The 11,930-nt window shown below is 46.6% G+C and carries 12 protein-coding genes; 8 read left to right on the forward strand and 4 right to left on the reverse strand.

Going from position 1 to position 11,930, the window contains the following annotated elements; translation table 11 throughout:
* Positions 1-9 precede the first annotated feature (9 nt).
* Complete coding sequence (locus QFZ80_RS04030; protein WP_307557398.1) at positions 10-1,386, reverse strand: YheC/YheD family endospore coat-associated protein; 1,377 nt, start codon at positions 1,384-1,386, stop codon at positions 10-12.
* Positions 1,387-1,558: 172 nt separating this feature from the next.
* On the opposite strand from QFZ80_RS04030, the gene QFZ80_RS04035 reads away from it, so the two are divergent.
* The 5 genes from QFZ80_RS04035 (at position 1,559) to QFZ80_RS04055 (ending at position 5,970) form a co-directional block, all read left to right on the forward strand.
* Positions 1,559-1,894 (forward strand): YlbF family regulator, encoded by a 336-nt coding sequence (locus QFZ80_RS04035; RefSeq protein WP_307548633.1) that lies wholly within the window; start codon positions 1,559-1,561, stop codon positions 1,892-1,894.
* Positions 1,895-2,083: 189 nt separating this feature from the next.
* The gene (locus tag QFZ80_RS04040; protein ID WP_307548631.1) at positions 2,084-3,139 is read left to right on the forward strand and encodes an acyltransferase; all 1,056 of its coding nucleotides are present in this window, start codon (positions 2,084-2,086) and stop codon (positions 3,137-3,139) included.
* 213 nt (positions 3,140-3,352) lie between these two features.
* A complete protein-coding gene (nfsA, locus tag QFZ80_RS04045; RefSeq protein ID WP_307548629.1) occupies positions 3,353-4,081 on the forward strand; it encodes an oxygen-insensitive NADPH nitroreductase in 729 nt (242 codons plus the stop codon).
* Between the two features lie 93 nt (positions 4,082-4,174).
* Positions 4,175-4,462 (forward strand): hypothetical protein, encoded by a 288-nt coding sequence (locus QFZ80_RS04050; protein WP_307548628.1) that lies wholly within the window; start codon positions 4,175-4,177, stop codon positions 4,460-4,462.
* Positions 4,463-4,641: 179 nt separating this feature from the next.
* The gene (locus tag QFZ80_RS04055; protein ID WP_307548626.1) at positions 4,642-5,970 is read left to right on the forward strand and encodes a DRTGG domain-containing protein; all 1,329 of its coding nucleotides are present in this window, start codon (positions 4,642-4,644) and stop codon (positions 5,968-5,970) included.
* Here QFZ80_RS04055 and QFZ80_RS04060 read toward each other — a convergent pair.
* The 3 genes from QFZ80_RS04060 to QFZ80_RS04070 all read right to left on the reverse strand — a co-directional run bounded on the left by QFZ80_RS04060 (position 5,967) and on the right by QFZ80_RS04070 (position 7,185).
* Positions 5,967-6,260 (reverse strand): YtpI family protein, encoded by a 294-nt coding sequence (locus QFZ80_RS04060; RefSeq protein ID WP_307548624.1) that lies wholly within the window; start codon positions 6,258-6,260, stop codon positions 5,967-5,969. The two genes, QFZ80_RS04055 and QFZ80_RS04060, sit on opposite strands and share 4 nt — an antisense overlap.
* 104 nt (positions 6,261-6,364) lie before the next feature.
* On the reverse strand, positions 6,365-6,766 hold the full coding sequence (locus QFZ80_RS04065) for a sporulation membrane protein YtrI (protein ID WP_307548622.1): 402 nt from the start codon (positions 6,764-6,766) through the stop codon (positions 6,365-6,367).
* A gap of 86 nt (positions 6,767-6,852) precedes the next feature.
* The gene (locus QFZ80_RS04070) at positions 6,853-7,185 is read right to left on the reverse strand and encodes a YtrH family sporulation protein (protein WP_171642929.1); all 333 of its coding nucleotides are present in this window, start codon (positions 7,183-7,185) and stop codon (positions 6,853-6,855) included.
* Between the two features lie 124 nt (positions 7,186-7,309).
* On the opposite strand from QFZ80_RS04070, the gene QFZ80_RS04075 reads away from it, so the two are divergent.
* The 3 genes from QFZ80_RS04075 (at position 7,310) to QFZ80_RS04085 (ending at position 11,874) form a co-directional block, all read left to right on the forward strand.
* Positions 7,310-10,939: a DNA polymerase III subunit alpha gene (locus QFZ80_RS04075; RefSeq protein WP_307548619.1), complete on the forward strand. Its 3,630-nt coding sequence runs from the start codon at positions 7,310-7,312 to the stop codon at positions 10,937-10,939.
* Between the two features lie 71 nt (positions 10,940-11,010).
* Positions 11,011-11,511, forward strand: a complete 501-nt coding sequence (locus QFZ80_RS04080) for a phosphatidylglycerophosphatase A family protein (protein WP_307548617.1) — start codon at positions 11,011-11,013, stop codon at positions 11,509-11,511.
* Between the two features lie 174 nt (positions 11,512-11,685).
* Positions 11,686-11,874 carry a hypothetical protein gene (locus QFZ80_RS04085; RefSeq protein WP_028554922.1) on the forward strand — a complete coding sequence of 63 codons (189 nt, stop codon included), beginning with the start codon at positions 11,686-11,688 and terminating at the stop codon, positions 11,872-11,874.
* Positions 11,875-11,930: the final 56 nt, after the last annotated feature.

Below are 11,930 nucleotides of genomic sequence, written 5' to 3' on the forward strand. Positions count from 1 at the left end.
GTTTTCACCTCAGAACTTCGCTAAAAAACGCGCATACTGCACGATTTGTTTAACAGACGGCCTAATTTTCCGTTCATTGTTAAGAGGGGTATTATCATCCTTGGACGGCTTGGAGTTCACTTCGAGCAACCAAACTTTCCCCGTTTTATCTACAGCAAGGTCGATTCCTAGCTCACCAAAATGATTGGGAATTTGTGTTTCAATCCCTTTGGCGATGTCTAGGGAAGCCTTGCGCAATCGTCCCAAGACTGAGACACGTGTAGCTGACGAAAACGATGACTTAGCAAGTGCTCCAGGCACGGTCGTAAGACTGCCGCCACGAGCCAGGTTAGAGACAAAATGCTGCGTTCCTGCAATTCGGCCAACAATCGACGTTATGGCCCATTGCCCTAGGGCTCCCCTCTGTACAAGAGCTCGGAAATCAACAGGATTACCGTCGGAAGTGATGAGATCGAGTCCTTGTTGTAGCTGATAACGTTGTGTTTTGAGCTTGCCGGATAAGGCCTGAAACACAGCGGTTAGCGAGGAGAAAGATTGTTTGCGAGCCCCAGCGAGGTTCGTGAAGTGACAGGTAAAGCCATCTCCTGCTTCCTTGCGAATGCGAATGATTCCTTTACCTAAACTTCCGGTAATCGGTTTAAGGAATAAGACCGGATGGCGTGCGGCCATGGATTTCAACATCTGATAGTTTTTGAAGAGATAGGATTCGGGTAAATATCCATGGAGGGTGTTATCTTTGCGCAAGGCCTCGAATACTTCCGTTTTGTTCAAATATTTCTCATTAAAGATGTCAGTGGCATGGCGAGCTTTGACGTCTTTCATGAATTGTTGAACATTGGTCATGTTTTCATATTTGCGCGAGGTAAGTCGATTATAGATAACATTGGGAATCGGAAACGTTTTTTTGCTCCAGGAACCATTGGAATACGAATACGCGGTTAGAGTTTGGGCATTGGCACGCATTTCATCAGGCGGAAAAAAGCACACAATAGCCCCAAAAAGGTCACATGCGTCCGTCATTTCTTTACAAAAAGCGGTGATAGCACCGAATGGACGATCATTTGAGCTAGCATAAACCCGGCTAATCATTACGCCAATCAAGGGTCCGATCGACAAGGTGCTTGTGTTTTGCCTATAATGGAGATTGAGTTGAGCCCCATGATGAAGACCAATTTTGGAAGCGAGAGCAGGGTTTACACGTAAACTGTTGGTCGTTGAGGCAGTGACAATTTTGACATCCTGCTTGGCAGAGCCAAATCGCATAGTAATCGTTTGATTGGACGGAACTTTCCATTTTTTTGCAATGGCTTCACTTAGAACAACGGTCCGATCATCCAAATAGATGCTGGTGCCTTGAATGGATATTCCAACTTTCGTCCGGGTCAATAGCGAACACTCCTTCCAGCATCAAAAATGGCATTGCTGCTTAAGCAAAGTAAACTACTCCATCATATGAGGACATATTTCCCTTGGTGCCTAGGCATCTGTCCGAAAGTGCCCTTTTATTCGTTGAGAAAGTACTTAGGCCGTAACAAATGAAAAATGAGGAGGAAATAAAATGAATGTACATGATAAGGCTTATGAATTGGCAAAAGCAATTAAGGAGAGCCGTGAATACAAGGATATGAAGGAGTTCCGCTCCATCATTAACGGCGATGCATCCAGTAAGAGCTTGTTGGAAGATTTCCGCAATCGTCAAAATGAGCTGCAGCAGAAAATGGCTGGGGGCGACATGCCGCCGCAAGAAGATATGGAACAATTGCAGAAACTCTATGAGGAGCTTGCTCTCAATCCACGTATTAACCAATTATTCGACGCAGAGCGCCGACTGTCTATCGTACTGGAAGATGTGCAGCGGATTATTGCTGAGCCGTTAGAAGCAATGTTGAAATAAAAAAGAGTGTATCCCTCGTAGAGAAGTCTAGCGGTCTATTCGTCTAGAAGTCTACTCTTGGGCTGCACTCTTTTTTTAGTAAACAATCTAAGAGAAGGATACCTTTATGCTAGGCTCGCTGTTGCGAAATAACTCGAAACTGTCTATAGTAAAAGGGTATTTATTAGGAAAAGAGGACTTGAAACCGTTATGGCAAAAGCAAAAATCACGGAGCTCGATATCGTTAGAGCCTTCGCCATCCTTGCAGTCGTTCTGATTCATGTTACTGCTGACTGGACAGTGGATCCGGCTTTGAAGGGGAGCAGCACCGAACTAATCATTTTATTTTTTAACAAAATAAGCTATTTCGCAGTTCCGGTTTTTATTTTTTTGAGTGGCATTGTATTGTTCTACATTTATACGGATAAGTGGAGCGCGAAACAGGCTGGCATTTTCTACTGGAAACGTGTCCGCCAAGTGTTAGTTCCTTATATCGTTTGGTCCTTCTTCTACTATATATATAATCCTTGGCTTTGGACGCCGGGGCACCCGATTAAAATTGATCTACGTGTTTTTCTGGAACAGTTAAAATGGGCTGATTCCGGCTATCATTTGTATTTCATGATTATTATTGTACAGTTTTACCTGCTGTTTCCGCTGCTAGTTTGGGCTGTTAGAAATGCGCCATGGTTTCGCCGAACGCTGGCGCTTTGGGGACTAGCCATTCAAGCAGGCGTTTACATTTACAGCCACTGGTTCGGTACGATTAGTCATAAACCAGAGCTTTGCATCACGTACTTCGGGTATTTCCTCGTGGGCGGTGCAATTGGCATGAACTACGGTGCCTTTCGTTCTTGGATGGAGCGGAACAAAGGCTGGGTGCTGCCAGCTGCATGCCTCAGTGGTTTGGCCTATGTGATGCTTTACCAATTGGGATTAAAAGGATATAAGTTTGAAAATACGTGGTACGAAATTTTATGGCTGCTCTATAGCATTAGCATCGGTGTAAGCTTTATCTGGATCGCGAAATGGCTTCTCCAAAAATCAACCAGAGTGGCAAGCTTCTTCGTCTCGCTAGGTTCGGTATCATTTGGTGTCTACCTGATGCATCCAGCGTTGTTATCCCTATGGAAATACAAAGTAACTATGCCTGGCTCGATTTTACTTTTTAACGTGTATAATGGGATCGTTTTTGTGCTGATTGTTGCGATACCGTGGGTACTCACGCTGCTATATAGAAAAGTAAGAAAAGTGTTGTCAATATGAAGGGAAAAAGACCCAGATGGTGGGTCTTTTTTTGTTTGTTTGTTTACGTTATGTGTTTGAAAATTCCTCTCGGGTATCGGATAATTGCAGAGACGGATTGTTGGACAGTCTGGTTTAATGAAGTCGAGGTTGCTCAGCTCATGACAGTTTGTCGACCATATCGGTGGAGACTTTCTAAATATATGCTACATATAGAAGAAAGGTTGTTGATGGATGAACGAAATCATTTCTTTATTGCAAAATCATCGCTCCATTCGTAAGTTTACGAATGAGCCAGTAAGCTCGGAACAGCTGGACGCTATTCTGACAGCCGCTCAAGCGGCATCTACATCCAGCAATATGCAAGCCTATAGCGTTATCCACGTTACGGATGACGGGCTGAAGAACCAGCTTGCCGCGCTAGCCGGCAATCAAGCTTATGTCAGCGAGTGTCCGCTGTTCCTAGTGTGGTGCGCGGATTTGCATCGATACGCGCAGGCTGTCCACCGTCATGGGGACACCCCGGTTACTGGCAACGCTGAGAATTTCATCGTTGCCACGGTAGACGCTGCATTAGCTGCGCAAAATGCAGCCATTGCCGCCGAGTCACTTGGACTCGGCGTGGTGTATATTGGCGGGCTGCGCAATAAGCCCGCTGAGGTGTCCCAGCTGCTAGGCTTGCCGCAGCTGGTATACCCGGTCTTCGGCATGTGCATCGGTATGCCGGACCAAGAGCCGCTGCTGAGGCCGCGGCTCCCGCGAGAAGCCGTATACCATGAGGATCGGTATACGGATAACGAAAGAGCGGTCGACGTCTACGACGAGAGCATCCGCGACTATATGAAGGTTCGTACCGATGGCAAGGTCGATACGACCTGGTCCAAGGATATGGCCGCCAAAGCGCAGCGGCCGAGAGAGCACATGAAACCCTTCCTAAGCTCCCAGGGTTTCGAGGTTGAGTAAGCCTTAATCTTTCGCTTTGAACATATAAAAAGAACTTGTCTCATACAATGAAAATAGGATGAGATAGGTTCTTTTTTATCTAAAGCGAAAGGAGTGGTCATTTTGAAAGGCTTTAAAAATGTCGTCTACATGAGCTTAGCATTAGGCATGCTATTTTACTCCGTTCCCCAATTGGAGTTTCGAGACGTAGGGTCGCTGCCTATGGTATTTAGTGTCATCTGGGTCGTGATGGCCCTGCTTGTGACAGCCTCTCATTTGCATCAAATACTTGGTGTGGATGAAGAGAAGCGCAAAGAGCTAAACCGCATCAATCGGATGAAGAAATGGCAGTTGGAGCAGCTTGTTCAAGGTCGTCGGAAACTTCTGCAGTTCAAGAAGTAGCGAAGAAGAGATTTCCATTTTGACAACGAACGTATGTTTGCTATAATACAAATAAAGCATCCAATCCAATAGGGTTGGATTTTTTATTTAGGAAAAGCTGATCTCATTGTTCTTGCGCTCTGTAACGATTATACTAGTAGTACAGAGTAATACAGGAAGAAGCGAATGAGGTGTAACAGTTGGATACACAATCCGTGGATACGTTAACGAAGCATGAACAAATTTTACGCTATATTGAAAGCTTAAAGCTGGGCAGCCGGATCTCCGTTCGCAAAATTGCCAAGAACATGGAAGTCAGTGAAGGAACGGCTTACCGAGCTATTAAGGAGGCCGAGAATCAAGGTCTGGTCTCGACCAAAGAGCGAATCGGAACTGTTAGAGTCGAGAAAAAACTGCGGCAGAACATTGATAAGCTCACTTTTGCTGAAGTCGTAAACATGGTCGATGGGCAAGTGCTCGGTGGCTCAAAGGGACTCCATAAGACGCTGCACAAGTTCGTTATCGGCGCGATGGAACAAGATGCCATGATGCGCTACATTGAGGCAGGCAGCCTTCTTATCGTTGGTAACCGCAACCGTGCCCATATCTGTGCTTTGGAACAAAGCGCAGGTGTGCTCATCACGGGGGGATTTAACACCAGTACAGAGGTGAAAGTCCTTGCAGATGAACTGGAACTACCCATTATTTCGAGCAGCTACGATACATTTACAGTTGCCTCCATGATTAATAGAGCCATATACGATCGTTTGATCAAGAAGAAGATAATGCTTGTGGAGGACATCCTGGCATCAGGTGCTTCCCTATATGCCCTTAAGGCAAATAGTACACTGAAGGATTGGCAGCGCATGTCTGAGGATACAGGGTACAGCCGTTTTCCTGTCGTAGACGAGTGGAACCGAATTATCGGTGTTGTGACCTCGAAGGATATGGTGGGTGCTAATTCTCTACAAACGGTAGATAAGCTTATGACGCGCAGTCCGCTTACTGTAACGCCACAAACTTCGGTAGCATCAGCGGCTCACATGATGGTGTGGGAAGGCATTGAACTGCTGCCAGTCGTGGATACAAACCGCAAAATACTTGGCGTGCTTAATCGCAGCGATGTGCTGAAAGCCATGCAGTATATTCAGAAGCAGCCGCAGAATGGTGAAACGTTCGAGGATTTAATCTGGTCTGGACTGGAAGAAGTTAGGGACGAGAAGGGGACACTGCAGTTTCATGGCGTTATCACCCCACAGATGACGAATCATTTGGGTACGGTATCGGAAGGTGTTCTTACAACATTGATGACCCAAGCAGCCTATCGCATCGTGCAAGAACATAAGAAGGGGGATCTTGTCATGGACAATATGTCGACCTATTTCTTAAAACCGCTGCAAATTGACTCCAAAATAGAAATACGGCCCACCATCATTGAGGTGAGCCGTAAGTTTGGCAAAATAGATGTAGAAATTTATCACGCTGGGACTTTGGTTTCCAAAGCGATGCTAACCGCTCAAGTCATTTAACGCAGCATGCGATCGAAGTGCCCGTGATTGCGAATGCCGGCGAATAAGTTGAACAGACCTAGCAAGACCAGCACGGTGCCAAAGATACGGCGAAAGCTGGATTCACTAAAGAAGAAGAGTTGGGTGATGGCAATCAGAACGAGCATCAAACCCATACAAATATTCATGCGGGCCGAGAATAAACCGCGTCTGGCCGCATCCGTTTCACGTCGAGACCGGAAGCTGAAATACAAGGATAGCGCCAGCAGTATGCAAATAAGGGAGAATAAAGCGATTTGAATGGCGAACATCTGGTTAATCCGTCCTTTAGGCGAGTTTACTGTTTACTTTAGCGATTTTAATGAAAGATTGCAATATTCTATTACCTCTATCACCTAAAAAGTCCTCAAGGCGGTTATGTTCGTTTCTCTTGGGCCGTAATCCAGACAGTCAGCTCGGTTTGAATCAATATGATGGATTTGACCTCAACGACGTATTTTTTATCATGCAATATATAGGTCCGCTGGGTAATAATTCTTTCATAAAGGGGCTGTGAGTCCCGCACGAACGCGGCCTTTTGGCCAATAACGAGCTTGAGCTCGCTTTTAATATCGCTCTCAATTTCTTTCTGAATATCTTCACTAATGAGTTCTTCCTGATTTTTCTGAACCAAGTGTACGTTGACGACATTAATTAAGGATTGCTTATTTTTTGTCTTGTTTAAGCTGTCAATATCGGCACGCAAATCACGATTTTCTTGCAAATATTTATGCATCTCCACATATAGTTGCGTGTAGTTATACTGATGAATGCTCATATAGATTGCGCTCCCTATGATAGCTCCCGAAAGCATCAGTCCTAAGCTCGAAAGCAGACGTTGATATCGGGCAAAAGGAGGGATCCTCAAGGCTGATTGCCCCCTTTACAGATCATTTGAATGAGTGAAGTGCCCATCTGCGCGCCAATAAAGGCAACAATAATCAGAACGATTTGCTTAATAGCGGGATTCAAATGCCCTATAGCTACATGGCTTTCAATATAGCGTATAGGATCAATCGTGCCGCCAACAGCAGCTACCATGGCCCAGATTTTAATGTTTTCTGCAATGGTCAGCATTTTTTCCGTCGGTGATTGAAGCGTGAGCACGGCTGCTATTCCACTTAACATGCTGCCTCCAAATACGACCCCGAATGCAATACAGAAATACACGATAATATTTGCCCAAAAGACATACATGTCCTTATCGCTTCCTTTCCGGCTAAGTTAAAGAGGACAAACTCTCTATACTTAATGTATGGGAATGCCTAGCACCAATATGATAAAATACAAGGAATAAAATGAAAGAAGGGAGGACATGCTGATGAGTTCGTTTGTACACTTGCATGTTCATAGTGAATACAGTTTATTAGACGGTGCAGCACGTATGGAGGAGCTTGTTTCCCGAGCGGCTGATCTTGGCATGACCTCTCTGGCATTGACGGATCACGGTGTCATGTATGGCGCCATTGCCTTCTACAAAGCCTGCAAACAGCGAGGCATTAAACCAATTATTGGTTGTGAAGTCTATTTCACAGCGGGATCTATTCGCGATAAAGGAACTAGACAGGAACAGCCGATCTATCACCTCATTCTGCTCGCCAAAAATTTTCAAGGCTATCAAAATTTAATGAAGCTCTGCTCAATCGGGCACTTACAGGGCTTTCACTATAAACCGCGCATCGATTTGGAACATTTAGCCAAGCATTCAGAGGGACTTATTTGTCTAAGCTCCTGCTTAGGCAGCGAGGTTTCCCAGCATTTGCTTCACAATCGTCACGACGAAGCCAAAAAAGCGGCGGAGCGTTATCGTGACATTTTCGGCGATGACTTCTTTCTGGAAATTCAAGATCATGGGATGATTGAACAGAAAAAAGTGATGATCTCAATGATCGAGCTGAGTAAAGAAACCGGAATCCCGCTAATTGCCACGAATGATGTGCATTATGTGACTGAACCGGATCATGTGATGCAGGACATTCTCATCTGTATTGGAACAGGCAAAACAGTGGAGGATACAGATCGGCTTAAGATGGGGACAAGTCAGATGTATTTGAAAAGCGAAGAGGAGATGAAACGTTTATTCGTCCATGTCCCCGAAGCGCTTACGAATACGAGTGTTGTAGCTTCACGCTGTGAACTCGAACTTACGTTCGGTAAATCGATTTTGCCTAGCTTTCGTCCGATTCCAGATCACCTTACAGCAGGTGAATATTTGCAAAAGCTCTGTGTGCAGGGGCTGGAACAGCGTTATTCTGCTAAATCAGAGTGGCATACAGCGGATTCACCGCTGCGGAAACAAGCAGAAGAACGTCTTACGTATGAGTTAGGCGTTATTGAGAAAATGGGTTTCTCCGATTACTTCTTGATCGTATGGGATTTTATTCGTTTTGCGCACGAAAAGAGTATCATGACAGGGCCGGGCAGGGGATCTTCTGCCGGAAGTCTAGTTGCGTATGTACTGCGCATTACGAATGTGGATCCACTTAAATATAAGCTGCTGTTTGAACGTTTTCTTAACCCAGAGCGGATTACAATGCCGGATATTGATATCGATTTTAGCGATGAACGCCGGGATGAAGTGATTGACTACGTGGTTGCCAAATATGGGCACGAGCATGTCGCGCAAATTATTACCTTCGGAACGATGGCGGCTAAAGCTGCGGTAAGGGACGTCGGGCGTGTGTTAAATGTACCCTATGGGGATGTTGACCGTGCGGCTAAGGCAATTCCGAATCAACTAGGAATGACCTTATCGGAAGCGCTGCAGGTTAGTTCTGATTTAAAGGGGCTGGTCGCCAGACAGCCCAAGACAGCAGAGTTGCTTGAAATGGCGATGCGTGTTGAAGGAATGCCGCGCCATGCTTCAACGCATGCTGCAGGGGTTGTCATTTCCAGAGAACCGTTAACGCAGTATGTCCCTCTCCAAGAAGGGACGGCACAGACAGCTCTTACCCAGTATACGATGGAGCATTTGGAAGCCATCGGACTGTTAAAGATGGACTTTCTCGGCTTGCGGACGCTGTCTATTATAGAACGAACGGTTGATTGGATTGCACAGATGGAAGATGTTCGACTCAACTTTGATGTGCTGGATATGGATGAGGATGCTGTAACCTACGGTATGCTTAGTAAGGGAGAAACGACGGGTGTCTTCCAATTAGAGTCATCTGGGGTACGCAAGGTGTTGAAGGACTTGAAGCCCTCAGTGTTTGAAGATATTATTTCCGTTGTGGCCTTGTACCGTCCAGGTCCGATGGAGTTTATACCTAAGTACATTTTTGGGAAGCACGGACAGATGGAGGTTGTTTACCCGCATCCTACGTTAGAACCTATCCTTCGGGATACGTACGGCATTATCGTCTACCAAGAGCAAATTATGCAAATTGCCTCATCAATGGCCGGTTTTAGCTTAGGCGAAGCAGATTTGTTAAGACGAGCAGTGTCAAAGAAGAAGCGGGAAGTGCTGGATGAAGAACGGGCACATTTCGTTTCGGGCAGCTTGCGTCAAGGTTTTAACGCCGATGAGGCTAATCATGTCTATGATATGATCGTGCGTTTTGCTGATTATGGTTTCCCGCGTGCGCATGCAACGGCATATGGGGTGCTGGCATTTCAAACAGCTTATTTAAAAGCGCACTATCCGATCTATTTTATGGCTTCTATGTTAACGGCTGTCATGGGGAATCATCGGAAGGTAGCCGAATATGTGGATGAATGCCGACGGGTGAAATTGGCTGTGCTGCCGCCTGATGTCAATGGCAGCGGAACCGTATTTACACCGGATCCTGCGGCCGGGGCGATCCGCTTCGGACTTGCTGCGATCAAAAATGTAGGCACTCAAGCCATCGATGCTATTCTTAATGAACGGAAACAGTCACAGTTCGAGAGCTTGCTTGATTTCTGCAGACGTGTTGATTTACGCGTATGTAATAAGCGAGTAATTGAATCGCTCATTCAAGGTGGAGCCTTTGACACGCTAGGCGGGCATCGCGCCCAGCTGATGGCTATTCTCGATGAAACCATCGCCTCCGCAACCAAATGGCGCAAGGAACGGGATGATCTGCAGCTTCACCTCTTCGGCTTCGTTGAAGAACCGAATTGGGAGGTGGAAGTTCCGAACATACCTCCGATGCCGCAGAGCAAACAGTTGGAGCTCGAGAAGGAACTTCTCGGCATGTATATATCCGGACATCCGCTTGATGCCTATGCGGAGCAGCTTGGGGAGATCGAAGCGGTTATGCTTCATCAGCTAGGCGAGCTGCCTGATAACAGCGAGGTTCTTGTAGCGGGGATGATCCTCGCGAATAAGACGATCGTCACGAAGAAGGGGCAGCCTATGGCGTTCATGGAGCTGGAGGATCGTATCGAAAGGATAGAGGTGGTGTTGTTCCCCGAGACCTGGAAGAATGCGGCTCCGCTCGTGCAGAAGGGCAGACTCGTCCTCGTCCGGGCGAAGCTGCAGCTTCAGGACGAGGACCCGCCCAAGCTGCTCGCGGAGCAGCTTGTCGCGCTGGACGACCCTGCGGGCGTCCAGCGGCTCCGCCGGCAGCCAGGGGCGCATAGGCGATCAGCTGACGTAGTCAGCGATCCGTCAGCGCGCACGGCTGCCATCTCAGGCGGCGCACGCAGCCCCGCCGCTGTCACACAGGCGGCCCCTGCGGCGGGCCGCCAGGAGTCCCGCGCTGCGGCGCAGCCGGCGCGCACGAACGCTGCGGAGCCGAAGGCGCAGCGGGTGTTCGTCAAGATCTCGGCTGACTGCGAGCAGCCGGATAAGCTGCTGCAGCTGAAAGCGCTGCTGAAGCTGCACAAGGGTGGGCTCGCGGTTGCGCTTTTCTACGAAAGCAGCAACAAGCTCTTGGCCCTGAGCGACCAATATTTGGTCGATCCTTCGAAGGATTTGTTCCGTATGATTGAGACCATCATGGGTAAAGATTCGGTCAGAGTGAAATAAAGAGTGCATCCTTCGCATATGAATAGGAACCCGGCATTTCAGGGGCTTAATACATGCGTAGGAGGAGACTTATGACTGAACAACATATGATCCAGTTACTGCAAAAACGCGGTGTAACGGTAGAGCAAATCTCTGAAATTGTGTTCAAGCTGCAGAGGCCCTATAATGATCAACTATCGCAAGAAGAGTGTATCGAGAGTGTGCTGGCTGTTCTCGCCAAGCGGGAAGTGCAGTATACGCTGTATACGGGCATTGCTCTTGATGAATTGGCTGAGAAAAAACTACTGCCCGAACCGTTGCAATCGATTCTTGAAGCGGATGAACCCCTGTTCGGCGTCGATGAAACTCTGGCCCTAGGCATTGTTCATGTATATGGTATGATTGGCTTGACTAGCTTTGGCTATTTAGATAAGGAAAAAATGGGTATTATTCGAACATTGAATGATGATCGAAGTTCTGTACATGTTTTTCTGGATGATTTGATCTGTGGTTTGGCGGCAGCCGCTTCAGCCAGAATCGCTCATCAGAATGAGCATGCGCCTGATTATAGCAGTAAATTACGTCTGGACTAGCTCAAATAGTTCAGACTTCACTTTTTTTCATGAACGTGCTCTGTTGCGGGAAAAAGAGAAATTATGATATCATTATTCCATTGTGTGTGCCTATGCTTATGTAGGATGTTAATTATCATCGTTGCTAACTTGCCCTAATCCATGTAGTTGCACGTCATAGGAGGTTTTTTTTTCATGTGGACGGTGATATACATAGCTCCTACCGCGAAGATTGCAGAGCGGATTAAACAGAGGCTGACGGAAGAAGGATTTCTCGTACAAGTTCGGGGTATCTCTTTATCCAAAAATCAGTTCGAAATCGTCGTACCTGAAGGCGAATTAGAGGAAGTACAGGAAGTGCTTAATTCTATTTTACATAGATAATGAAAAGTAGAAGTAAGTAACGTGGCTTGTCAGAAGTTCAAGATAATAGCCAAGTA

This window comes from Paenibacillus sp. V4I7 (assembly GCF_030817275.1).
Taxonomy (GTDB): Bacteria; Bacillota; Bacilli; order Paenibacillales; family NBRC-103111; genus Paenibacillus_E.

Excerpts from the sequence above, each read along its gene's own strand:
- QFZ80_RS04060 (WP_307548624.1), bottom strand. The coding sequence starts at position 6,260 with ATGTTCGCCATTCAAATCGCTTTATTCTCCCTTATTTGCATACTGCTG.
- nfsA (WP_307548629.1), top strand. The coding sequence starts at position 3,353 with ATGAACGAAATCATTTCTTTATTGCAAAATCATCGCTCCATTCGTAAG.
- QFZ80_RS04080 (WP_307548617.1), top strand. The coding sequence starts at position 11,011 with ATGACTGAACAACATATGATCCAGTTACTGCAAAAACGCGGTGTAACG.
- QFZ80_RS04040 (WP_307548631.1), top strand. The coding sequence starts at position 2,084 with ATGGCAAAAGCAAAAATCACGGAGCTCGATATCGTTAGAGCCTTCGCC.
- QFZ80_RS04035 (WP_307548633.1), top strand. The coding sequence starts at position 1,559 with ATGAATGTACATGATAAGGCTTATGAATTGGCAAAAGCAATTAAGGAG.
- QFZ80_RS04065 (WP_307548622.1), bottom strand. The coding sequence starts at position 6,766 with ATGAGCATTCATCAGTATAACTACACGCAACTATATGTGGAGATGCAT.
- QFZ80_RS04070 (WP_171642929.1), bottom strand. The coding sequence starts at position 7,185 with ATGTATGTCTTTTGGGCAAATATTATCGTGTATTTCTGTATTGCATTC.
- QFZ80_RS04075 (WP_307548619.1), top strand. The coding sequence starts at position 7,310 with ATGAGTTCGTTTGTACACTTGCATGTTCATAGTGAATACAGTTTATTA.
- QFZ80_RS04085 (WP_028554922.1), top strand. The coding sequence starts at position 11,686 with ATGTGGACGGTGATATACATAGCTCCTACCGCGAAGATTGCAGAGCGG.